The sequence below is a fragment of the Peptoniphilus obesi ph1 genome (assembly GCF_000311865.1).
GTDB classification, from domain to species: domain Bacteria; phylum Bacillota; class Clostridia; order Tissierellales; family Peptoniphilaceae; genus Peptoniphilus_E; species Peptoniphilus_E obesi.
The window spans coordinates 607,980-632,575 of the sequence record NZ_HE978580.1; the positions used below are offsets into that span (position 1 = coordinate 607,980).

Sequence of the window (24,596 nt, forward strand, 5' to 3'; positions counted from 1 at the left end):
AGTAGGATGTGTTCTCTTGTTTGTGGCATTGGTCCGTCTGCTGCTGATACTACTAGGATTGCTCCGTCCATTTGTGCTGCTCCTGTGATCATGTTTTTTACATAGTCAGCGTGTCCTGGGCAGTCTACGTGTGCGTAGTGACGGTTTGGTGTTTCATATTCTACGTGTGATGTTGAGATTGTGATTCCTCTTTCTCTTTCTTCTGGTGCTTTATCTATGTGTGCGTAGTCTATGAATTCTCCTCCACCGTATCTTTTGTTTAATACTAGTGTTATTGCTGCTGTTGTTGTTGTTTTACCGTGGTCTACGTGACCGATTGTTCCTATGTTTACGTGTGGTTTATTTCTTTCAAATTTTTGCTTTGCCATGAATTTCCTCCTACAAATCTTTAAATTAACTACATGATACAATACTAACTGTATAAAATCAACATTTAGCTATCTTTATTACACATTAATTATACATCTTTTTAAAAATGATTTCTATATAGCTTCCTTTTCTCCAATTGCATCTATTTTTTTATAGGCAAAATTTATTAAATTATGTCTACAATAAATATAATCTGCAATTTCTGATATAGGATAGGCTAACCAAACTGCATTTAGATTTCCTGTTTTTGACATTAAATAAGCAACTGGAAGCAGGGCAACGATTTGCCTAATTATCGAAGCATTTAAAGATAAAACTCCATTTCCAAGTCCTTGAAAAACAGCTGATGCTACCAAATTATGACCTGCTACTAAATAAACAAGAGAAATCATTCTTAGTGCAACAACCCCTATCTCTAAAAGTTCATCCGATGCATTAAATATCTTCAATAATTCTTCTGGAAATACTTGCAAGGCAAAAAATCCTATCATCATTATTAAAGTCGCAAATTTAATCGAAAAGTCTATTGTTTCTTTTGCCCTATCCTTATAGCCAGCTCCATAATTATAGGCAATAACTGGAACTACTACATTGTTTAGTGCAAAGATTGGTAAAAATATAAAAGACCTGATTTTAAAATATGCCCCCAGCGCTGCAACAGCTGTAGATGAAAAACCTATCAAAATAAAATTCATAATATAAATTGTTAAAGATGTAACTGCTATTAGGACGAAACTTGGAAATCCAACCCTATATATTTCTTTTATGATTGGGAAATTAGGTTTTAAGCTTGATATTTTAATATCATCATTAAACTTATATTGTAAAAATATACATAAAAAAGTAGCTATAGCTTGGGCAATAACTGTTGCAATAGCCGCACCCGCAACTCCAAGTTTTGGCATTCCAAAATATCCAAATATTAAAATAGGATCTAAAATCATATTTAAAATCATGCCACAAGATTGGGTTATCATTGTATAGTAAGTTTTCCCAACTGATTGGAAAATTTTTTCCAAGGTTAGTTGCATAAAAGATCCAAAGGAAAAAATTGTCACTATCGATATGTACTGAACTCCATATTCAATTATTTGAGGATCATCGGTTTGTGTTTTTAAAAACAATCTTGGAAAAAATAATCCAAAAATTAAAAATAAACTGTAGTGAAAAATTCCAAGTAAGAGACCATTTTCTGCAGATTGATTGGCCTGTTCAAAATTCTTTTCTCCTAAAGACCTGGACAAAAGGGCATTTATACCAACAGCTGTACCAACAGCAAGTCCACTCATTAAATATTGAATTGGATAAGCAAGAGAGACTGCGGCAAAAGCATCTTCTCCTATCTTCGATACAAAATACGAGTCAACAACATTATACAATGCTTGAACAAGCATTGATGCAATCATGGGTAAACTCATTCCTATGACAAGTGATTTTATGTTTTTTGTACCCATCTTGTTTTCTTTCAAGTTAAAACCCCCCTCTTCCATAAAACTACTATAATACAGTAACTTGTGATAATCAATTAAAGAATAAAAGTACAAAGGCCCTAGAGTATTTTAGGGCCTAATGTCTAAAATTAATTATTATTTATTTTTAAATTATAAAAGAGTTACTTCTTCTTTATCTGCATCAACAATAATATGTTCTGCTTCTTTTATATCTTCATAAAATGATTTATCTAATTTATCTACCATGGGTATTTCAAAAAGTATGGCAGCTGTTACTAAAACTGTATCAGGATTTTCAACTATCATAGCCTTTGGTTGATTATTGTTTTTCATAAGTTGGAATAATCCATCTGCTTGAACAACACTTGACCCTTTACCTCCAGGAAATACTAAAATCTTATTAGCAATTATTTTTCCCTCTAAATCATGACCTCTTTCTATAAACTTCCCAGTTTTAGGATCAATTAAATAAAACATAATATCATCTTTTGAAATTACAAATTCACCTTCTGCTCTACCTTCAGAAATTTTATGACATTTATAAACTTTACTCATTATTTGACCCTCCCTGTTACTGCTCCTTCAATGCAGGTATCTAAATCTCGAATTACAAAATCTATTCCTCTTCTCTTTGGATAATAAGCACACTTAGGCGATTCTGTAAGTCCAACTTTTCCTTTAATAAATTTCCAACATGGTTGATCTGGACAAGTTGATGGAACAATATGAGCTCCAAGACTTTCAAGTTTTTCATCAATTCCCATAAGTTCTGCCATTTCTTTTACATGAGATGAAGTTAGTATATACATTTCTTTTTCAAGTTTTCGTCCATTAATTTTATTATTTATGTAGATACATTCATTTATAGTAAAGTGAGGGCAACCAAACATAACAAAATCAATTTCCCTATCTCCTTCAAGAGATATTGTTTCTAAGATTTCATCAAAGTCTTCATTTGTAATAGTAACTTTTCTTTCAGGTTCTTTTCCTCCAAAAGCAGTTTCAATATCTTTTGCTTCAGGAGTAACCCCAACAATATGATACATATCATAAGCTCCAGATGTATTTAATTGAGCCCCTAAATTTCTAAAAGCTTCTGGACTTATATGTTTTGGAAGTCCAGTAAAAACTGGTATGCCATGTCCAATTTTCTTACCACACATGCCAAGCATATGGTAACAATAATCATTTTTCATATCTGCTTTTACATCTACTAAAATATTTCCCTTCCTATTTTCATCGAATAATAAACCATATTCTGGAACATAACCTGTGATAGCTGCAAATAAAGCTGAGTTTGCTCCTTCTCTATTTGATCTTGCTCCCCATACTGCATTTACATAAGGAGTAGCACTTGATTCAGAAAAGGCAACAACTTCTCCAAAATTTGGAACGTTTGTATCTATGTAAGGCGTGCAATTGTAAGTTAAAATTGCTCCAAGTTTTTTATAAGCATTGTGAGTTCTTTCCATCATCTTATAATCTTCATCACTTACTAAATTTCTTGATTTAAAATAATCTAAACACCAGCCTGGATTTACTGTAGGAGCAATTCTACATTTTGCACCCATATCAACCATCTTTTCAGCAAGCCAAAGGTCTGCATCTTGATTAGAAAGTGCAACGTGGGCTCTAGTAATTGGCACCATTCTCTTTGCCCCGAATGATTCTCCAATAGCAATTTGAATTTTTATTGCAAGTTGTGCCCCAGGACCATATTTCCCATCTAAAATATTTTGTTGATCTTGATTTAATTTCATAATAACACCTTCCTAAAAAACTTTGACTAAAGTATCCCTACTAGCTTTAATATTTATTTACCCAAAATTAAACATTAAAGTAGTATTGAATTAAAGTATTAAGTATTTTTTATCATAAATAAAATAATCTTGAGCAATAAACTTTAATCTGCTATACTTAGATAGATTTAGATACAAAATTTGCTGACGTAGCTCAGTAGGTAGAGCACTACATTGGTAATGTAGAGGTCACGGGTTCAATTCCCGTCGTTAGCTCCATTTAAAAACAGCTAGGTAAAATAACCTGGCTGTTTTTTATTTTTAATCTTGTAATTGATGTTTATTATTGTTGGGTATAAATATTAAACAAAGGAGGAAATTTTATGAAAAATAAATTATTTTTTACTGTATTTTTATCTTTTCTTCTGCTTTTTTCACTTCCAGTAGATGCAAGTAGTCAAACTGATGCAGAGGTTATAAGACTTAAGAAAATATTTGATATCGGCGATGAGTTTGATAATTTTGATGTATCAAAATCTAGTAATCCAGATAATTTTAAATCTATATCATATGAATGGTCTAACAAGGACTCTGATATTTTAGTCACAACTGATGATAAGGGCAATATTTTTACATTTAGCAAATATACATACACGGATAGTAAGGGACCTGCCATTCTTAAAAACAAGGAAGATATTATAAAAGTTTGTAATGATTTTTTAGATAAGATAGATCCTAATTTATCTAAAAAATATGAACTTGCTAGTATTAGAATCAACTTTAAAGAATCCGTTGCTTTCCTTTCTTTCGATAGGACAGTAAATGGTTTGGAAGTAATAAATGATAATATTAACATGCAAGTTGACCTAGCAAATAAGAGTGTCTACCAATTTACTAGGACTTACTCCAGCGAAATTTTTAAAGATAATCTATTTCCAAATCCTAAGGAAGTAAAATCTAAAGAAGATGCTCTTAAAAAAATCAACAAGGAAAGACCTTTTTATTTAAGCTATTTAGTAGTAGATAAGGATAAAGAAAAAGAAGTTATCCCTGTTTATAGTCAATTGAATGACTTCTTTGCTTTAGATGGAATAAAGCTTAATTTTATTGATAGTCTAGACAATTATGGTGATTATAAAGAAGAAGAAGCTAAGGACTATGCAGGAGCAGAAGTTGAAAAAGCTCTGAGCCCTGTTGAAGAAAAAGAAATTGGTAAAATAAAGGGCGTAAAATCTTTAGATGATGCAAAAAAATTTATAAGTAAAAACTTTGATATTAAAGGATGCAAGATAGTAGAAGAATCTTTATCTAAAAATTATAAAGATGATTATGCTTATTTTATAACTTATGAATCTGATGATTATTCTAAGCGTTTTATATTAGATGCAAAAGATTTAAATCTTTTATCCTATTCTTACTTTAGATATTCTGATGATAAAAAATCTGATTTAAAAACTGATGATGCTATTGCTATTGCAAAAAATTTTATAGAAAAATTTAATAAAAATAAGGACATAGATTTAGAAAATCCTTTCATCGAAAAATCAGACTATGCAACTGACATTAGATTTTACTTAAAGAAAAACGATCACTATGTTTACAATAATTATCTTAATATCACAATTTCAAATTCAGATAAGATAGTTACTTCTTATGGTTTAAATGTGGATGATATAAAGTTTGAAAAGATGTCCAAAGACTTGATAGATAAAAATAAGGCAAATGAAATTGTTAAAGAAAATTTAAAACTTGTTTATGCTTATGTTAAAGATGAGGTTAAACTTCTTTACCTATTTGATGACAATGATGATCTAAAAATAAATGCTAAAGATGGCAACTTAATTAATGACCAAGGCAAGACTTTTATCAACAAAGATATATCTTATAAAAATATAGATGATTCCAAGTATAAGGATGAAATTTTGTATTTAACTTCTCTTGATATAGGTCTTCCAGGAGATAAGGATTTAAAAGAAAAAATTAGTGTTGTTGATTATATCTATTTACTAAACTGCCTATCAAATCCTGTCCCTTATGATAAGGATGGCTTAAAAGATTCTATTAATTATTATGAATTTGAAGATTTAAATAAGGAAAAAGTGGATAATAATCTATTAAGAGCAGATGCTGTTAAGTGGCTTATGAATCAAAATTCTTATAGAAATTTAAAAGATGTCAAAGATGTTTTTGATTCTTCTGTATTTAAAGATTCATCTAGTATTCCAAAAGAATACAAGGCTTACTACTATATAGCAAAAGGACTTGCTATATATGATTATGACAAGGCATCTCCTAAAGAAAATGTATCAATTGAAGAAGCGCTACATTTTATATATAAATCCTTATAAATTTAAAATAAAAAAGACAGGTTAAAGGCTTATTTAATTTGGGATTTTAGAAAACTGATTTAGGGGGTCTTTAAGTGAAAAAGCCTATGAGTTTAAATTCATAGGCTTTTTTATTTGGGAGTATTGTTGATATTGGGAATATTTTTAAGTTATAGATACACGCACCTTGGTCTAATTGTGAATGCCAAAAGGGAGCTTAAATGTCTACTATATTGTCTAGGCACATCAAAAATTCACACACTTTGATAAAATATAGAAAGGAGTTACTAATGCCATTTGAAATAGTGAGAAACAACATAGTAAATATAGAAGTGGATGCAATTGTAAATACGGCAAACCCTAAGCCTATAGTAGGTGGTGGAGTAGATAGTGAGATTCACAAAGGTGCAGGGTCGGAGCTTCTCATTGCAAGAAAGAAAATCGGCGACATACCCTTTGGCAAAGCCTTTATTACGTCTGCATATAATTTAAAGGCAAAATATGTAATCCATACTTCAACTCCATCCTGGAAAGGCGGATATAAAGGGGAAGGAGAAATACTTTCAGCCTGCATTAAAAACTCTTTAAACTTGGCAAAAGAAAAGGGCTGCGACTCCATAGCCATGCCTTTAATCGGAACAGGAAGCTGTGGTTATCCAAATGACTTGGTGCTTAAAATTGTCATTAAAGAAGTGAGCGAATTTTTATTAAAAAACGAAATGCACATCTACCTTGCAGTCTTTTCAAAAGACGCCTTTTCATTGTCAAAAAAACTCTTTCAGTCGGTAAAAGAATATATTTCAGAAAACTACGTGGAAGAAAAAATAAATGAAGAATACATAGGCTCATTTTATAGAAAATATAATTTTGAGGCTGACAAGATGGCACCCCTTATACAAGATAGTGAAAGTATAGAGGACATTTTAAAAAATTTGGACGAAGGATTCTCTAAAACCTTATTAAGACTCATAGACAAGTCCGGCAAGACGGATCCTGAAGTTTATAAAAAGGCAAATATTGACAGAAAGCTTTTTTCCAAAATCAAAAACAATCCCGACTATCGCCCCTCAAAGACCACAGCAATAGCCTTTGCCTTGGCATTGGAACTGAATAAGGATGGGATGGAAGATTTAATAGGAAAAGCAGGCTATGCCCTCACAAGAAGTAGCAAGTTTGACGTAATAATTGAGTATTTTATTGAAAGAAAAAATTACAACATCTTTGAAATAAATGAAACCTTATTTGCCTTTGACCAACCTTTAATTGGAGGATAAACGTCGCCTTGGAAGTGACCTAAATGTCTTCTTGTTTTTTTACAATATAGTAAAAGAAAGAGGGGATAAAAATGATAGAACTTGTATTTATATTAGATAAGAGTGGCTCAATGGAAGGCTTGGAAAAGGACACAATAGGTGGATTTAACTCCATGATCAAAAGGCAAAAAAAAGAAGCAGGAGAAGCCTATGTCTCCACAATATTATTTAACGAAGAAAGTAAAGTGATACACGACAGAGTGTCCATAAAAGACCTACCAAAGCTAACAGAGGAAGAATACTATGTAGAAGGCTGCACCGCACTACTTGATGCAGTGGGAAGAGCCATAAAACACATAGGAAACATTCACAAGTATGCTCGCAAAGAAGATGTGCCAGATAAGACATTATTTGTAATCACCACAGACGGTATGGAAAATGCCAGCAGAAGGTACGGTTACAGAGAAGTAAAAAGACTAATCACCAAGCAAAGAGAGAAATATGGCTGGGAATTTATCTTCTTAGGCGCAAACATAGACGCAGAAGGAGAGGGAGAAAAATTTGGCATAAGAAAAGAAATGGCGGTAAACTATCACAGCGACGAAAAAGGCACAGAACTAAACTACAGAGTCATAGGCGATGCCATAAGCTATGTAAGAAGAAACAAAGGAAGAGTTGACAAACACTGGAAGGACGAAATCATAGAAGACTACGAAAATAGAAATGGCAAAAGACAAAAATAATTAAAGACCTGTTCTGTTATTGGGAAACTTGTTAAAGGGGATAGACGCAAGTCTAAATACTTGTGTCTATCCCCTTTAATATAAAATAGAACTTTAAATAAGGCTTAATATACTTCCTTTTAGTCCTAAATTAGTATCTATCTAAGCTTTTACCTTCCCCAGCAAGGATTATAACTTACATAAGTCTTCTTATAATTAAAGACTTGATAATAAAATACTATGACGCCAATTACTCTATAAATAAGGACAAAATTTTTTATAAAGTTTTTAATGAAGATATTAAAAAATCCTGTGACACAATACTTAATATCCTAAAATAAAAACCCATAACCTGTCCTTTTTATTTGCCTATTTTTTTAAGTTCTATATCTAATCTTTCTAATGCCTCTTCTATAGTTTTTTTCGGAGCTGCTAGGTTAAATCTTGCAAAACCTGATCCGCCTGTTCCAAATATATAACCTTGGTCTAAAAATAATTTACATTTCTTTTCACAAAATTCTTCTAATTCTTCATCTGTCATTTCAAGACTTCTAAAATCAACCCAAGATAGATATGTTCCTTCCAACAAATCCGCCTTTATGCTAGGATGATTTTCCTTGAAAAAGTTGTGGATTAGTTTTTGATTTCCATCTATTACTTGTATAAGTTCATCAAACCAATCTTCACACTCATTATATGCAATCTCGCAAGCCTTGTAACCAAGTGCTGTGCAAGTTGATATAGACATTCGATCCATAGACTTAATAAATCTTTTTTTATTTTCCTCATCTGAAATTACAATATTACTTAGCATCATACCAGCTAGGTTGAATGATTTTGATGGTGCAGTAAAAGTTATTGTCCTTTCCTTTAATCTTTCATCTAAAGTTTGGAAAACTGTGTGTTTGTAGCCTGGCATGACAAAGTCAAAGTGTATTTCGTCACACAAAACAAAGACATCATTTTTTATTGCAATTTCTGCAATTTTTTCTAATTCTTCTTTTTCCCAAACTCTCGCAACTGGATTGTGTGGTGAACAAAATAATAGGGTTTTATTTTTTGGATCTCTTGTTAATTCTTCCAATAAATCAAAATCTATCCTATATTTTTCTTCCTTTATTAAAGGACATTCTACAATTTCTCTGTCTTGCAATTTTATTGCTTCAAAAAATGGATAATAAACAGGTGGCATAACTATTACCCCATCGCCTTTTTTTGTAAATTCATTGATAGCTGCAAATATAGCTGGAACAATTCCTGGAGTCTCAATTATCCAAGATTTTTCAACATCAAAATCATGTCTTCTCTTTAGCCAAGAAATTACTGCATGGTAATATTCTTCATTTCCCCTTGTGTAGCCTAAGACTGTTTGGTCTAAATATTCTTTTAAACCATCTCTTATTTGAGGCGGAATTTTAAATTCCATATCTGCAACTGAAAGAGGGACTATTCCCTTCTCATCGCTGATTACTTTTTGCATTTGCATCCACTTATTTGAACCTTGTCCACTCCTATCGGGCTGACTTGTAAAATCATATTTCATATTCTTATCTCCTTTTTAGAGTATTATCTTCTAAAGACAATATAACATATTTTTCACACTTGGATAAATCTCTATCCTTATAAATAATTTAAATTATAAAAAATACTTATGGTCTCTTATATTCCTAAAACGCTACCATCAGTTCTTCCTTCTGTTCCACCGATATAAACTCCATTATCTAATTTTAAAATTATTTCTCCTCTTCCCATGTCAGTTCTGTCTTTAATTATTTTTATATCGTGTCCCCTATTTTTTAAATCTTCTATAATATAATCTTCGTATTCTTCTTCAATTTCTATTGTCTTTGAATTCATCCACTGCCATCTTGGAGCATCAAGCGCTGCCTGTGGATTCAATCCTTCATCTATCATCCTAAGCAAAACTTGCATATGACCTTGGGGTTGCATAAATCCTCCCATAACTCCAAAAGGACCTATTGATTTATTATCTTTACTAATAAAACCAGGAATGATTGTGTGATAAGGTCTAACTCCTCCTAATAAGGAATTTGCATGGTCTTCATTAAAATTAAAATTTGCCACCCTATTATTTAAGGATATTCCAGTATTTTCAACAACAATTCCCGATCCAAAACCCATATAATTTGATTGGATAAAAGAAATCATATTTCCATCCTTATCTGCTACACAAAAATAAACTGTTGATCCTTGACCTGGTGTGCCAACTTTTGGATCTTTTGCCTTTTTACTTATTTCTCCAGCTCTTTTTTTAGCATATAAATCTGATAAAAGTTCTTCTTCCTTGTATTTCATCCTAGATTTTTCTGCGACAAAGTCTTTTGTATCAACATAGGCACTTTTCAAAGACTCGATTGCGTAATGAGTTCTTTCTTCCCTCGACGTTTTTCCTTTTCCAAGCAAGGCAAATTGTTTTAGAGCCATCAAAACTGTTATTCCATGTGTATTTGGAGGCAATTCCCAAATATCATAACCCTTGTAATTTATTGATATTGGGTCTACCCATTCAGGTTGGTAATTTTCCAAGTCTTTTTTTGATAAAAGTCCCCCGTTTTTTTCCATGTAATTTGAAATTTTTTCTGCAAGTTCTCCCTTGTAAAAAGATTCTCCATAAGTTTTAGCAATTTCTTCTAAAGTATTTCCTATATCTTCATTTATAAAAATTTCTCCTGCTTTTGGAGCTGATCCACTTCTTGTAAAGGTGTCAAAAAATCCTTTAAAAGTTTTATCATCCTTGTATTTTGAATATTTTTCCACTTCACTTTCCCACAAGTCTGAAATTGTTGGGCTGACAACAAAACCATTTCTCGCATAATCTATCGCATAACTTGCGAGTTCTTTAAAGGGCATTTTACCAAATCTTTTGTGAAGTTTCACCCAGCCTCCAACTGCCCCAGGAACATCTACTGTGAGTGGTCCAAATTTTGGAATTTCCTTATAAGAATTTTTCTTAAGGTAGTCTAAGCTTAATTTTTCAGGAGCAGGTCCAGATGCATTTAAACCATAAAGTTTGTCATCAATTGAAACAATTGCAAAACTATCAGATCCCAAACCATTGCAAGTTGGTTCCACAACAACATGAACCATGGCCATAGCAATTGCTGCATCGACACAGTTTCCTCCATTTTTTAAAACATCTATCCCAGCCATGCTTGCATAAGGATTGCCACTTGCTGCCATGGCATTTTTCCCATAGACAGCAGTTCTCCTGCTAGGATAAGGATATTGATTTTGTTTAATATTCATTTTCTGCCTCTTTCTTAATCTGCTTTACTTTGACCATTTTAATTATACAATCTATTTAGGAAGTGATGTCGTGAATTACAAAAAAATCTACAAATCTCCCCTTGGAAACCTATTTTTATTGAGTGATGGAAAATATTTAACTGGTTTATATTTTGAAAATCAAAAATATTTTGATGAAAATCTTCTTAAAGATTATTTAGATAAGGATTTAGAAATATTTGAAAAAACTTTTGCCTGGCTTGATTTATATTTTTCTGGAAAAGACCCAAAATTTAGACCTGATCTTAAGTTTATTGGAAGTGAATATAGAAAAAGAATTTGGAAACTACTTTTAGAAATAGATTATGGAAAATTAGTAAGCTATAAAGATCTTGCCAATGCTTACAATAAAGTTTTCCCAAAAGAAAAAACATCTCCAAGAGCTGTTGGAAATGCCGTTTCCCATAATCTAATTTCAATAATTGTTCCCTGTCATAGAGTCATTGGATCAAATAAAAAACTAACTGGCTATGCTGGAGGACTCGATAGAAAAGTAAAACTTCTTGAATTGGAAAAAGTAGATATTAAAAATTTATCTTACTAGCTTTAATAATTTTATTTTTTTATTCTTGGCAAGTTTACATCGTGTCTAACAGACCATAGTCTTGTCAAAACTATAACCAAAAATATTACTATCATTAAAGCATTTTTATTTTCTGCACTTAAAAATACTATATAAATAATGGCTCCAAATAAGGAAGCAATTCCATAAATTTCTTCCCTAAAAATAACTGGTATATTGCTGGCAAGAACATCCCTAATAACTCCACCACCAACACCTGTTACCATTCCTACAAATATAAGTAAAAACTTTGAATCATAGCCCATGGAAAGTGCAGTGTTTATTCCAGTGATTGTGAAGGCTCCAAGTCCAACTGCATCGAAAAATAACATTATTTTTTCAATAAATTTCATCCAAGAAGAATTTAAAAAATCAATTTTTATATAAAAAATTAAAAATAATATTAAAGATGAAATAACTGCATAAACTGCAAGATATGAATCTCTAAACATTTGTGGTGGAATATTTCCAAGAATCAAATCTCTTAAACATCCACCGCCAAGAGCAGTTACAATTCCAAGAACAACTACTCCAAGTAGGTCTAGACCCTTTCTTATTCCAACCATAGCCCCTGAAAAGGCAAAAGAAACAGTCCCAACAAATTCAAATATTATATCCATTGTTTGGTAATTCATAATAATCCTCCAACAGCCTAATTAATTTAAAAATTTAAATCTCTAGCTAAATTTTATTTTATTATCATAAATTTAACAAGAGATTTAGACAACAAAAAAAGAACACCCCGAAGAGTGTTCTTAAATTTAAAATATTATTCAAATTTTGCAATCTTGTCTGGATCTAAAACTCTTAACATAAATGATTCGCCCACAAAAAGTCTAACCATTTTATCGTCGTCATATTCGTAGCCAACAGAGAAGTCTCCTCCAACTGTAAATTCTATATCTTCGCATTTATGTGGGAACATTACTGCTCCTTTTACAACTTTAGATCTATAAATTTCTCCGCCAATAATTTTTTTAATAATAGAATAAACGCTTACGCCTTCATATATTTGATTTATTTTATCGTGAACATCAGCTGAAACAACAAGATCATATGGCATATCTGTATATGATTCAAATAAAGCATATTTAGCATCAGAAATTGCCTTGATAATTGACTTACCATCATTTCCTAATTTAAAGCTGTGGCCTGCACTTGGAATTAAACCTTCGATGTTTCCTTTTTTATAACCATTATAAATTGCATCTTCCTCAAAAAGAGCAATTTTTTTACAAGCTTCTTCAAGAGCATCAAGCTTAGGATCTTTTATTCCTCTTTCAATATCGTCTAATTCCCATTTATTTAATTCAAAAACAATTCTGCTTTCAACTAAAGGTCTAACTTCATATATTGCTGTTCCTACTTCACCTTTTTTAGAATCAAGTTCTTTTAAGCGACCCTCACCTATACAATTAAATTCAAATCCTTTTGGTCCATCTACTTTTAAAAGGCGTCTTGCTGTTAACATGCTTGTGATAGCTTCTTTGGCAGTATCATCTATTTCTTCCCATGCTTTTTCTGTTATTGGTGCACTATTTCTTTTTAATATATCCATATATAATTTCCCCCTTATAGCTGTCCAATTCCTAGTCCATCTTTAGGATCTTCAGCTTCTTGGTCTTCTTCTCCTTCTTCAAGTTCCATTATAGGTTTGGATGTAAAAAGATATTTTCTCATTTGTCCATCCCAGCCATCTTGATTTCTTCTTAACCATTCTAAGCACATCATAGCGTGTTCCATTTCTTCCACTGCATTATGCCACATAATTTCTTTGGCTTCTGGATCAGAAGTTAATTCGCAACGTTGATGATACCAATCTACAGCTTCAATTTCTTCTTTGAAACTGTTCATCATTCTTATTATATCTCTTGCTTTTTCACTCATTTCTTGCGCTGGTTCATGATAGTCATTTGCCATAATTTATCACCTCTATTTAAACTATACCCCTAATATTTATTTTTTATTTATTTACCAGGATATTCAATTATTCCGCCCTTTATATTGCATACATCAAAACCTTTAACCTTTAAAAATTTTGCAGCTTCAAGAGATCTTGCTCCAGACCTGCATAAAATATAAATTTTTTTATCAGGAAGTTCTGTATATCTTACATCTAGTTCTTGTAGTGGAATATTTACAGAATTTTTTACTGATCTTTCTTTATATTCTCCTTCAGTTCTAACATCTAAAATAAAAGCTCCTTCATCCATAAGATCATCTATCTTACTTGCAGGAATATTTTCAATTTGATTTTTATCTATTATATTTTTAAAAAAATCCATTTTTCCACCTCATAATATTTTTATTCTAAGAATTATATCTTAGTTTTTATTTTTACCCAATTTTTTATGATTTTAACAGTTTATTATGCTATACTAAATGTTATATAAATTTAGGAGGATGAAAATGTTAAATAATCTTACAGACATTATTAAGCAGGCAAATAACTTTCTTTGGGGTCTTCCTTTAATGATTTTATTAGTTGGCTTTGGTTTAGTTTCAACTATATATTTAAGATTTCCCCAATTTACTAAAATTTCTTATGGCTTTAAAGAAAGTTTTGGAAAAATCTTTTCTAAAAAAGACAATAAGGAAGGCTCCATGTCATCTTTCCAAGCACTTGCAACAGCAGTTGCTGCACAAGTTGGTACTGGAAATATAGGTGGAGTCGCTGGAGCAATAGTTTCTGGTGGCCCCGGGGCAATATTTTGGATGTGGATTACGGCAATCTTTGGCATGTCTACTATTTCTGTTGAAGCAATACTTGCTCAAAAGTATAGAGAAGTTAGAGATGGGCAATACATCGGAGGTCCTGCCTTTTATATAAGCAAGGGTTTAAAAGCAAGAGGACTTGAAAAATTTGGCAAAGTTTTAGCTGGAACTTTTTCAGTTTTAATAATTCTAGCTCTTGGCTTTATTGGTAACATGGTTCAATCAAACTCAATCTCAACAGCCCTAGAAGAAGCTTTTAATGCACCACTTCTTGTAACTGGAATAATACTTGCAATTTTTGCATCTTTCATTTTTATAGGTGGCATGAAGAGAATAGGAAACTTCGCAGAGCTTGTTGTTCCAATAATGGCTTTAATATACATAATCGGTTCAATAGTTGTTTTGGTTAAATTTAGGGCACATATACCAGAAGTTTTTGCAGCAATTTTTGAAGCAGCTTTTTCAGCAAAGGCTGTGCTTGGTGCAGGAGTTGGTATTTCTGTTAAAACTGCAATCAGATATGGGGTAGCTAGGGGATTATTCTCTAACGAAGCTGGTATGGGATCTACTCCAAACTCTCACGCTGTTGCAGACGTAGACCATCCTGTAATTCAAGGTAGTGTTGCTATGGTAGGTGTTCTTATAGATACTCTTTTAGTTTGCTCAGCAACCTCTCTTGTAATACTTGCTACAGGAGCAAATAACAGTGGAAAAGAAGGCGTAATGATTACAATGGATGCCTTTAATAAAGCTTTTGGAGATATTGGAACTAAATTTTTAGCAATTGCTCTTTGTTTCTTTGCATTTACAACAATAATTGGTTGGTATTATTTTGGTGAATCAAACACTAAATATTTATTTAACTCAAAAATTGCAGTTAGAATCTACCAAGTTATAGTTTTATCTTTTATAATTATGGGTTCTGTTCAAAAAATTGATTTCGTTTGGGAATTAACAGACCTATTTAATGGACTTATGGTTATTCCTAATATTATTGGATTATTTATTTTATTAAAAGAAGCAAAAATTATATATGATGACTTTGAAAAACAAGCAAAACTTGGAAATAAGTTATCCTATAATTATGAACATAAAAATTAAAAATATTTAAACATAAAAAGATGCACTTTACTCTGTGCATCTTTTTTTTGTCTATAAATCATAATTATTTAAATCCAGTTCTTCTTTAATAGCATTAAATAAAATTAAATATACATCCATTTCATAATCCTTATTTTTATCTAAGAAATCATTTATAGCTTTTATGGCAATTTCTATAGCCTGTTTTTTTGGATATCCATATATGCCAGATGATATTAAGGGAAAGGCTATGGTCTTGCAAGAATATTTTTTAGCAAGGTCTAGGGCTGAAAGATATGAATTTCTAAGTAAGATATCTTCTCCCTCCCTTCCATTTTTATAAATCGGTCCCACCGTATGAATTATATATTTTGCTTTTAAATCAAAACCTTCAGTTATTACAGATTCCGATGTTTTTATTGGAGAAAGTTTATCGCAGGCTTCCTGTAATTTTTCTGGTCCAGCAGCTCTAAAAATTGCTCCGCAAACTCCACCACCCATCAAAAGTTCTTTATTAGCTGCATTTACAATTGCATCTGTATCAAGTTTTGTTATATCTTCATCTATTAATTTTAGTCCCATCTTTACCTCCCATAAATTTTAACTTAATAATAAAAAACTATCCTAATTTATAGGATAGTCTTTCTTATATATTTTTTTCGAATACATCCTTATACTTATCATCTTGGAGTTTTGCATAGGCATAAGAACAGGTCGCCTTTATTTTTTTATTTTCTTTTCTAGACCAAGCTACAAGTTCATCTAATAATTTTTTACCTATTCCTTGACCTGCTAAATCTTCGCTTACAATAGTATGTTCTATATTTACATAATCTCCGTAGTCTTCATAAATCATTTGAGCCTTCGGCGCTTCTTCAAATTCGCCAATATAAAATTTATTATTTCCGTGTTTTATCTTCATATCTGCAACCTCCAATTATAATAACTAACATTTATTACATAAGTCCTTGATAAAATTAATTTATATTTATTATATAAATACCAATTTTAGTTTATCTAAAACAAGAATAAAAAATCAAGCCACAAAAAAGAAAAAAGATGACTTCAATCATCTTTTCTCTCGGGGTTATTAATCAAGATACACTCGCAGTGTATAAAAATTGGGATCGTATTTTTATTTCTTGATCAATATTTTTGGTTTTTATGAGTAGTAAGAACTAATTAAATTTTTATGTAGCTAATCTCTTTTAGCTATTAATTTTATAGAGGTTTTCGGCTATACAATTATAGAATTTAGGTAATATTTATGAAAGTCACAAAATTATAGGGTATTAATCTTATGTTTTTCTTTTTTTAATAATTAGTTTTCTTACTGTTTTTATATTAACATAATTGATATTGAATATCAATAACTTTTTTTAAAATTTTTGATTTTTTTATTTTAGAAAAAGAAGAAAGTAGTAAGTTAACTTACTACTTTCTTTATTTCTTCTGTTCTTATTTTTAGTTTTAGTTGGTTTTGAGTTCTTATTACTTTTTTTCTAAGACTTTTCATGAATTTTATGTTTTTATTAATTTCTTTTTGTACGGATATATCTATAAAAACATTGTCTAGAAAAATATCTAAGATATTATCAAACATAGTGTGTGATGGTCCATCAGGAATAAATAGGTCTGCATCTTTTAATTCCTTATTTAATTTTTTCATAGCCGCTTCTACATCTTTTATAGCTTTTCTACTCTTTTTGATGTTTCTTCTCTTGAAATAACTTACAAATTTTCCTCCGCCTATAACATCCCATCTTCCATAACCTTTAGCTTTTTTAAGTAAAGCTAGTGCCCTATCAATTTTTTTGATAACTTCTTGCGTTGAATCTTTGGCCTCTTTTAATTCATCTACATATGTTTTCAATTTATTCCCCTCTTTATTTAAATAATCTCTTTAAAAAGTTAATGTTTGAACCAGGATACCTAATAGCTAAATCTAAAAGTAAAGATTTATTTAGTATAGACTTTTTGTGGACAAATGTAAAATATGTTTCTTTACCATGATAACTACCAAAACCAGATTCTTTAAATCCCCCAAATGGCATATTTCCACTTATATGTTCTATTGTATCATTTATTGCTCCTCCACCAAAACTTACTTTTTTAATTATTGCTTTTGCCTTTTTTATATCTCTTGTAAATATATAAAAAGCCAGTGGTGTTTTAGCAGAATTTATATAATCAAGGCTTTTTTCTAAGTCTTTGTATGGAATAACTGGAAGAACTGGTCCAAAAATTTCATCTTTCATTAGTAAACTTGCAGTATCAGTTTTTAAAATCACAGGACTTATCTTCCTATTTTCATAATCATATTCATAGTCTACATTCTCTTGATCTAGAATAGCTTTTAGCCTATCAAATTCTTTGTAATTGATTATTTTTCCAAATTTATCTGTCTTTAAAGGATTTTTATAATATTCATCCACTGTATTATACATTTTTTCTATGAATTTATCTATTAAACTTTCATGACAAAGCACATAATCTACACTGACACAAGTTTGTCCAGCATTTAAAAATTTCCCAAAAAATATTCTTTTTACGCTGAGATCTAAATCTGCATCTTCCATAACCAGGCAAGGACTTTTTCCTCCAAGTTCTAAGCTCATTGGACATAAATCTTTTGCAGCTTTTTCATATAATTTTTGTCCAGTTTCTTGACTGCCTGTAAAAAATATATAATCAAATTTTTCTCTCATTGCTATTTCATTTGCATCTGGACCATCTAGGCAAAAAACTACTTCTCTTGGAAAAGTTTCTTCTATTATTTCCTTTAAAATTTTACTGGTCGCCTTTGATTGAGAAGATGGTTTTAAAACTACGCTATTACCAGCTGCTACAGCTCCAATCAAGGGTATCAAAGATAAATTTATTGGATAATTCCATGGTGCAATTACTAAGACTAGACCATAGGGTTCGTTTTCTATATAGCTAGTTGATAAAAAATTTATTATTGATGTTTTTACTTTTCTTGGTCTTGCAAATTTTCTAGTATTTTTTATCATATAGCTTAATTCTTTTCTAACCATTAAATATTCAGTTAAAAAAGCTTCATTTTCATTTTTACCTAAATCTGAATACAAGGCCTCATAGATATCTTCTTTTTTAGATTTTAAAACTTTTTCTAATTTTTTTAATAAGAAAATCCTATAATCTATATCTAAAAATTTTTTATCTCTTTGATATTTTTTCATATCTTCAAACATAATCTCACTACCTACAAAAAAACTTATACTTATAATATAATTATAGTTAAACATATAAATATGATTATTTAAAGCTTTAAGCTTGTATTTATATAAATTTAATTTTATAAGATTGGGTGATTTAATGACTTTTGAAGCAAGAGGAATAGAAAATTTAAATACAGACCAGAGGTTTGAATATATTTTAGATTATTGCAAGGCCCTAGTTAAAACAGAAACAGATAAGATTGCCTTGATGGCAAATATTTCTGCAATTATTATGGCTGCTACAGAAAATATAAACTGGGCTGGTTTCTACTTATATAAAAATGATGCTTTAATTCTTGGACCTTTCCAAGGTTTGCCAGCCTGCACTCTTTTGACTTTGGACCAAGGAGTTTGTGCCAAAGCTTTTAGGGACAAGAAAAGCTTAAGAGTTGCCGATGTGGAAAAATTTCCAGGCCACATTGCTTGCGATTCTAATTCTAGGTCTGAACTTGTTATTCCACTTATTAAAAATGATAAAGCTTTTGGGGTTTTGGATATAGATTCTCCCAGTCTAGACCGTTTTTCAGCTAAGGACCAAAAAGCCTTTGAGAAAATAGTAGATTTTATTAAGGATTATATATAAAAAAAGATGACACATTGATATGTCATCTTTTTTCTTATTCACAAACTTATTTTTCTATATATTTTTGATCATTTGCTGCTTTTTGAATTTCATAATATGCCCAATGATTTTCATCTAAGTCAGTAAAGTCCTTAATATTTATATCTGAATTTTCCTGGTCGAGAGAATAATCAAAGACTGAATTTAAAATCTTAACAGCTTCTGCTCTTGTAATTTTATTATCTGGTCTAAAAGTCCCATCTTCATAACCATTTATTCTATTATTTGCATAAGCTTGATTAATCGCTTTTTCCGCCCAATGACCGCTGATATCTATAAACGGACTCTTTGCTTGATTTTTAATGTCTATATTTTTTATGATTTCTGCAAACTCTGCCCTCGTTATCATTTGGTCAGGTCTGAAAGTCCCATCTTCATAGCCTTTCATAATATTTTTTTCTGCCAAACTTGCTATTATATTTTTCGCCCAAGATTTATCTATATCTTTTAAGTCTGTTTGTGAATTTCCTATATCAATTTCCATAATTTTTGCGAGCATGCTGGCAGCTTCTGCCCTTGTTAAATTTGCATCTGCTTTTATGCTCCCGTCTGCATATCCATTGATATAGGCCTTTCTAATTTTTATATTTGAATTTTCTTTTTCAACTTCTTCTTTTGTAGGACTTATTGGGTCTTTTAAAAAAGCAGGCTTAACTTTTATAGAATTATAATTTGAATTGTGATTTTCAAAATCATCTTCTTTTACTTGAATTTCTTTTACAGTCTCCGTGCTTCCTAGATAAAATTCCTTATCCTTATAAAAAATCCTCGCCCCTGCCTTATCATCTATTCTTATCTCTAAATCTGATCCTATTTCAGGATTGGCTAATCTTATGGCATTTTTTATTTGGTCTTTTTCTGTCTGGCTTAAATTGTTTATATCTTCAACTAAAACTACTTCTCCAGGCTTAATTTTTATGTCAGGATCCTTTTCATCTTCTTTTTTATCTTTAACTATGATTTTAATTTCAATAATTTTCTCGCTCGTATCTGGAAAAAGTATTTTCATCTTAAGCTTGTATTCTCCAGGATTTTTACAATCTGGAATTTCTTGCCCACCTAAAATACTGATGTTTGGAGAATCTTCTAAATTATCTGGATAATCTGTTTTAACTAAATTTATGACTTCATCTTCTTCTATCTTTTCATTTATATCTTTTGTCAAATCTTCTGCAAAGACTTGATATTTGTCCTTATCTTTCATTTCTTTTTCTTTATAAACTGCATAGACTTCTGTGTCTTTTGAAATAGGAGATTTTTCTATAAATTTATATGCCTTATCTTTATCATTTACTTGGTCTAGGCTTTCTGCTTCTGTGATTTCTTGCCAAGCTTTTAAATCTTCTTCCAAACTTAAATCAAGTTTTTTTGTGGACCAGCCTACAAATTCAAATCCATTTTTTTCAGGCTCTGTTTTTACAAATTTTCTAAGCTCTAGGGCCTGTCCTTGCAATTCATTTCCTTGGTGGTCAAGCGTGCTTGCATTTTCACCTTCAAATCCATTTGCCAGATAATTTTCATCACCTAAAAGTCTGATATTTCTCGGTGCAATCCTTATTATCGGATCTGTATCACCTGATCTTAAAGTTTTATATGAAAAATCTTTTACAGGAGAGTCTTCATTGTAGCCTTCAAATGAAATTTCATCTGAACTTCGAATAGATCCACCGTTTAAATCAAATTTCACCCTAGCTTGGGCTATTTCTTCTACTTCTTGTGAAGCAAATGAAGCTTTATTGTCCTTATTTGAAATATAAATCGGACTGTCTTTTTCTAATTGACCTAGTTGGTGTGAAAATTTGTAGCCAGTTATTTCTTGATTTTCTATTATAATTTTTTCTGCTTGGTTGGAAGACTTTGTTTTGATTTTTTCTCCATTTTTACTTATATAGATATTTGCATTTTCATAAGAAGAAAAGCCACTTAAATTTCCGTCTGTAAATAATTCATTTGTTTTTACAGGATTTTCTGTTTTTGCTAGGATTATTGAAGAATAAGTATCTGTCCAAGGGATAATTCTTGGATTTTCTTCTATATAGCTAGGTTTTTTAACTCCAACACTTGAATTCCTATCATTTCCCGTTCCCTGAGTTGATTTAAAAAATGTAATTACAATATTTTTCTTAGTATTATCTATTGATTGGCTTTTTACTGTTATTGTATCTCCACTTTTAATAATTAAATCAAAAGGCATGATAAGATCTACTTCTCTTGTTGCAAGACCCTCTTTTTTCCTAAAAAATAAGGAATCTCTTAAATTTATTTTATTTTCTCCATTGATAAATATAAATTCTTGTCCATTGATAAATTGCTCTGATCCAAAATCAATCTCAATTTTTTCCCCTTTATTAAATTTATAGTCGCTTTGTGTTGTAAGTTCAAAAACTTCAATATTATTAGGAAAATCTGTAAGAAGACTGGTATGCAGGCCTAATTCTATAAGATTTTTGTCTTTAAAAGACTTTTCCAACTTATCCTTATCTATAAAATAGCTTATTTTTATAGTAAGATCGTCTTTATTATTTAAAAATATTTTGTTAAAACTACTACTCGCTACTTGTGAAAAGTTTTCTCCCCTAAATTCTTCCTTAAAATTATCAGGTCCAATTTTTAGAAAGGCAAGCTTATCTTTTATGTAAAAATCATCCTTATTTATCTCTATTTTATTGGAAAGTTCTTTACTTGTGTCATTATTATCAACTCTTACAATTTCAGCAAAAATAGGACTATCATCCTTCCCTAGAATTTTGTAGAAATTTTCATCCATAACTTGTCTAAAGGCTTTAGGCTTTTGATTTATAGCTGGTCTATATTTATCAGATCTTTTATAGCTACAAATTATGTCAATAGATCCTTTTTCTTTATTGTAAAATCCATATAAGGAGTTTCCATCAAATTCAATATTATTCTTGCCCCTCAAATCACTAGCCGTTTCAGTCTTGTAAGAACTTGAAAAGTCTATATTGCTTGCAAAAGTGTAGTCATTATATTTTTTACTAGAATTTATAGTATAAAAATTCTTATAATTTTCATCACTTATCCTAAATTGAAGTAAAAAATTAAAAAGCTGGTCTGCTTCAACTCCTTCTTTTAAAACTAAATCAATAGGAACTTCTATAGGACCGCTTCTGTTCTCTCCAATCTCATCTTTTAAAATTTCCATTGAATATTGACAGTCTTTTAATTTTTCGAACTTGCCAGTTTTTTCGTAGCCTGGATAGTCATGTCTGTAGCCTGGATAAGCTTCCTTGTAAAAATAAGAATTATCCCAATCTACTAACTGGTCAATTTCACTTGGAAATAAAAGTATTAGCTTTGACCACTTGCTTAAATTTTCATTTAGTCTAGCATCGAAGCTAAGTCTAAGAACATTTCTCAAAGATCCAGATATATTTTTTCTATAAATTCCTTGGTATTCAAGTCTCGTTAAAGAAAGTCCATCATTACTTCCAGAACTTTCTAAATTACTTCCTTCATCTAATTGCCAAAAATTTTCTTCGTTTTTTATTTCGACCAAATTATTTGTCGGAATTTCTGCAAAAATATTGTAGGTGAAAATTGTAATTGTAAAAATTATAGATAGGATTAAAGCTCTTCTAAAGCTTTTATTAAACTGCATGTCTTCATTCCTTCCTTTTTAATATTAAAATTATAATTTCTAAAAAAGTATATCATATAAAAACTATCTTTCGCCCAAATAAAAATTTTGAAAATAAAAAACTATTACCGAAAATATCAGTAATAGTTTTTGTCTTATTTAAATAAATCTTCTGGACTAACCTTAACTCCCCATCCAATCTGCTCTAGGCTTGCAATCTTTTCTAAGGATGTATACTCATAGCCCAAACCTTCCATCTCTTCTGAAGAATAATCATCAGTTACTGCTGCCAAAAATCCTACCTCTCCTAATAGTATTGATTGGAAATACCTTTCTCCAAGCAGGGCGTTTATTGCATAACTGTAGCTATAATCTACTTCTCCATTAATAATATTGTAAATATTTTCATTTATTATAGTCGCCAAGTTTCCTTCTCCATTTAATGTACCATTATTAAAATCATAGAAGTTACACATTTCATATAAATAAGCACCATAATCTCCGTCTCCTTCAATTCTTCTTTCTTCGCCCGTATCAGAAGTAATTACAACTGAATTTAAAATCAAAGGAAAGATAACAGATGTGCATAAAAAAGGAACTACATATACATCTTGTCCTTGAAGATCGTAACGAATATAGTCCAAATAAGTTTCCTCTGATGGATCTAATAAATACTGGTCTAAATCTAAACTTATTATCTCTACATCATCATCCGTATAGGTTCCATCATAAAATGCCTCTTGATTATCAATATATTCAAATGTAATCTCTTTTAAATCATTTCCTAAAATTAAAAGCCTAGACTCTTCCGTAATTGGAATATCATTTCCATCATCAACTAGGAAAAATTCATAATTCGGTACCATACCGTAATAATCAGATATTTCTTTATCTCCTAGAGTATAAGAAACCCATTTGAAATTTTCTTCAGTCCCTTTTAGAGTGCCCACTCCTTCGTTCACAAGAAAATCCATGTTTCTAAGTTCTTCTACTTCTTCTGAGTCCATATCTTCATAGCTAGGTAGTCTGTATCTTTCTAAATATGTTCCACCCTTTTCCAAACTAGAAAAAGCAACATCTTGAATTTTTTTATCACTTTGTAGAGAAATACTCTTTTCCCATTTCTTTTTATTTCCAGTTTTTACTCCATCATAAAAAGCAAGAGACTCGTCTATAGTTTTATGTTCTAACTTTTCTTCTTTATCTTTTTTCTTTCTTAAATTATCTTCTGCGCTTGCTTCCCTGTATTCAATAGTATTTTTAGTATTGCTTGAATTGTAAAAATAATATCCTATTACAGAAATTGAAATGACACAAGCTAATCCAATCATTAGATATTTTTTATTTATCCTATCAAATATGCTTTCTCTTGCATAATTTCCACTAGAAGAATTAAAGTCTTGACCGTGATTATAGTTCTTATCGTTATAACTTGGATTATTATAATTTTGATTACTATAAGATTGATTATGGTTAGAATTATAATTAGGATTTCCAGCTTGCTTTTGCCAAGTATTTTCTTTTAAACTCTCATCTTCAATTCTTCGTCCACACTTTTCACAAAATACTGCTCCGTCAATATTTTTATGACCACACTTACTACAAAACAT

22 protein-coding genes and 1 tRNA gene are annotated in these 24,596 nt (G+C 30.6%); 7 read left to right on the forward strand and 16 right to left on the reverse strand.

All coding sequences use genetic code 11. The features are described from left to right. From HGPB_RS02640 to HGPB_RS02655, 4 genes are all read right to left on the reverse strand, one after another. Nucleotides 1–368, reverse strand: a 368-nt coding sequence (locus HGPB_RS02640; protein WP_036738036.1) for a GTP-binding protein, incomplete at its 3' end; no start/stop codon positions are given. A gap of 114 nt (nucleotides 369–482) precedes the next feature. Next, a complete protein-coding gene (locus HGPB_RS02645; protein ID WP_019132138.1) occupies nucleotides 483–1,838 on the reverse strand; it encodes an MATE family efflux transporter in 1,356 nt (451 codons plus the stop codon). 132 nt (nucleotides 1,839–1,970) lie between these two features. Then, nucleotides 1,971–2,375, reverse strand: a complete 405-nt coding sequence (locus tag HGPB_RS02650) for an aconitase X swivel domain-containing protein (RefSeq protein ID WP_019132139.1) — start codon at nucleotides 2,373–2,375, stop codon at nucleotides 1,971–1,973. Then, complete coding sequence (locus HGPB_RS02655) at nucleotides 2,375–3,580, reverse strand: aconitase X catalytic domain-containing protein (RefSeq protein ID WP_019132140.1); 1,206 nt, start codon at nucleotides 3,578–3,580, stop codon at nucleotides 2,375–2,377. Before HGPB_RS02655 ends, HGPB_RS02650 begins: the two co-directional genes overlap by 1 nt. A 182-nt stretch (nucleotides 3,581–3,762) precedes the next feature. On the opposite strand from HGPB_RS02655, the gene HGPB_RS02660 reads away from it, so the two are divergent. The 4 genes from HGPB_RS02660 to HGPB_RS02675 all read left to right on the forward strand — a co-directional run bounded on the left by HGPB_RS02660 (nucleotide 3,763) and on the right by HGPB_RS02675 (nucleotide 7,882). Further along, a tRNA-Thr gene (locus HGPB_RS02660) sits at nucleotides 3,763–3,838 on the forward strand. 104 nt (nucleotides 3,839–3,942) lie between these two features. After that, on the forward strand, nucleotides 3,943–5,907 hold the full coding sequence (locus HGPB_RS02665) for a YcdB/YcdC domain-containing protein (RefSeq protein ID WP_019132141.1): 1,965 nt from the start codon (nucleotides 3,943–3,945) through the stop codon (nucleotides 5,905–5,907). Between the two features lie 269 nt (nucleotides 5,908–6,176). Then, nucleotides 6,177–7,160, forward strand: a complete 984-nt coding sequence (locus HGPB_RS02670; RefSeq protein WP_019132142.1) for a macro domain-containing protein — start codon at nucleotides 6,177–6,179, stop codon at nucleotides 7,158–7,160. A gap of 71 nt (nucleotides 7,161–7,231) precedes the next feature. After that, complete coding sequence (locus HGPB_RS02675; RefSeq protein WP_019132143.1) at nucleotides 7,232–7,882, forward strand: vWA domain-containing protein; 651 nt, start codon at nucleotides 7,232–7,234, stop codon at nucleotides 7,880–7,882. A 340-nt stretch (nucleotides 7,883–8,222) separates the two neighbouring features. Here HGPB_RS02675 and HGPB_RS02680 read toward each other — a convergent pair whose 3' ends face one another. Further along, a complete protein-coding gene (locus tag HGPB_RS02680; protein WP_019132144.1) occupies nucleotides 8,223–9,404 on the reverse strand; it encodes a MalY/PatB family protein in 1,182 nt (393 codons plus the stop codon). 116 nt (nucleotides 9,405–9,520) lie between these two features. After that, nucleotides 9,521–11,128, reverse strand: coding sequence for a gamma-glutamyltransferase family protein (locus tag HGPB_RS02685; RefSeq protein WP_019132145.1), 1,608 nt, complete (start codon nucleotides 11,126–11,128; stop codon nucleotides 9,521–9,523). Between the two features lie 70 nt (nucleotides 11,129–11,198). On the opposite strand from HGPB_RS02685, the gene HGPB_RS02690 reads away from it, so the two are divergent. After that, nucleotides 11,199–11,711 (forward strand): methylated-DNA--[protein]-cysteine S-methyltransferase, encoded by a 513-nt coding sequence (locus HGPB_RS02690; RefSeq protein ID WP_019132146.1) that lies wholly within the window; start codon nucleotides 11,199–11,201, stop codon nucleotides 11,709–11,711. Between the two features lie 11 nt (nucleotides 11,712–11,722). On the opposite strand, the gene HGPB_RS02695 is transcribed toward HGPB_RS02690, so the two are convergent. The 4 genes from HGPB_RS02695 to HGPB_RS02710 all read right to left on the reverse strand — a co-directional run bounded on the left by HGPB_RS02695 (nucleotide 11,723) and on the right by HGPB_RS02710 (nucleotide 14,014). After that, the gene (locus HGPB_RS02695; protein WP_019132147.1) at nucleotides 11,723–12,364 is read right to left on the reverse strand and encodes a trimeric intracellular cation channel family protein; all 642 of its coding nucleotides are present in this window, start codon (nucleotides 12,362–12,364) and stop codon (nucleotides 11,723–11,725) included. Nucleotides 12,365–12,498: 134 nt separating this feature from the next. Next, a complete protein-coding gene (locus HGPB_RS02700) occupies nucleotides 12,499–13,287 on the reverse strand; it encodes a family 1 encapsulin nanocompartment shell protein (protein WP_019132148.1) in 789 nt (262 codons plus the stop codon). Nucleotides 13,288–13,301: 14 nt separating this feature from the next. Then, nucleotides 13,302–13,649 carry an encapsulin-associated ferritin-like protein gene (locus HGPB_RS02705; protein WP_019132149.1) on the reverse strand — a complete coding sequence of 116 codons (348 nt, stop codon included), beginning with the start codon at nucleotides 13,647–13,649 and terminating at the stop codon, nucleotides 13,302–13,304. 47 nt (nucleotides 13,650–13,696) lie between these two features. Beyond that, nucleotides 13,697–14,014 carry a rhodanese-like domain-containing protein gene (locus HGPB_RS02710; protein ID WP_019132150.1) on the reverse strand — a complete coding sequence of 106 codons (318 nt, stop codon included), beginning with the start codon at nucleotides 14,012–14,014 and terminating at the stop codon, nucleotides 13,697–13,699. 124 nt (nucleotides 14,015–14,138) lie between these two features. Here HGPB_RS02710 and HGPB_RS02715 point away from each other — a divergent pair, with 124 nt between their 5' ends. Further along, nucleotides 14,139–15,545, forward strand: coding sequence for an alanine/glycine:cation symporter family protein (locus HGPB_RS02715; protein ID WP_019132151.1), 1,407 nt, complete (start codon nucleotides 14,139–14,141; stop codon nucleotides 15,543–15,545). A gap of 51 nt (nucleotides 15,546–15,596) precedes the next feature. On the opposite strand, the gene HGPB_RS02720 is transcribed toward HGPB_RS02715, so the two are convergent. The 4 genes from HGPB_RS02720 to HGPB_RS02735 all read right to left on the reverse strand — a co-directional run bounded on the left by HGPB_RS02720 (nucleotide 15,597) and on the right by HGPB_RS02735 (nucleotide 18,739). Next, nucleotides 15,597–16,106, reverse strand: a complete 510-nt coding sequence (locus HGPB_RS02720; RefSeq protein ID WP_019132152.1) for a macro domain-containing protein — start codon at nucleotides 16,104–16,106, stop codon at nucleotides 15,597–15,599. A 64-nt stretch (nucleotides 16,107–16,170) separates the two neighbouring features. Then, the gene (locus tag HGPB_RS02725) at nucleotides 16,171–16,446 is read right to left on the reverse strand and encodes a GNAT family N-acetyltransferase (protein ID WP_019132153.1); all 276 of its coding nucleotides are present in this window, start codon (nucleotides 16,444–16,446) and stop codon (nucleotides 16,171–16,173) included. 504 nt (nucleotides 16,447–16,950) lie between these two features. Beyond that, entirely contained in the window at nucleotides 16,951–17,397 is a 447-nt protein-coding gene (locus tag HGPB_RS02730) for a hypothetical protein (RefSeq protein WP_019132154.1), read from the reverse strand. A gap of 13 nt (nucleotides 17,398–17,410) precedes the next feature. Then, entirely contained in the window at nucleotides 17,411–18,739 is a 1,329-nt protein-coding gene (locus tag HGPB_RS02735) for an aldehyde dehydrogenase family protein (protein ID WP_019132155.1), read from the reverse strand. Between the two features lie 124 nt (nucleotides 18,740–18,863). On the opposite strand from HGPB_RS02735, the gene HGPB_RS02740 reads away from it, so the two are divergent. Then, on the forward strand, nucleotides 18,864–19,349 hold the full coding sequence (locus tag HGPB_RS02740) for a GAF domain-containing protein (RefSeq protein ID WP_019132156.1): 486 nt from the start codon (nucleotides 18,864–18,866) through the stop codon (nucleotides 19,347–19,349). A gap of 46 nt (nucleotides 19,350–19,395) precedes the next feature. Here the strand turns inward: HGPB_RS02740 and HGPB_RS08430 are convergent, their stop codons facing one another. Next, nucleotides 19,396–23,007, reverse strand: coding sequence for an S-layer homology domain-containing protein (locus HGPB_RS08430; protein WP_019132157.1), 3,612 nt, complete (start codon nucleotides 23,005–23,007; stop codon nucleotides 19,396–19,398). Nucleotides 23,008–23,141: 134 nt separating this feature from the next. Continuing rightward, nucleotides 23,142–24,596 carry a zinc ribbon domain-containing protein gene (locus HGPB_RS02750; RefSeq protein WP_019132158.1) on the reverse strand — a complete coding sequence of 485 codons (1,455 nt, stop codon included), beginning with the start codon at nucleotides 24,594–24,596 and terminating at the stop codon, nucleotides 23,142–23,144.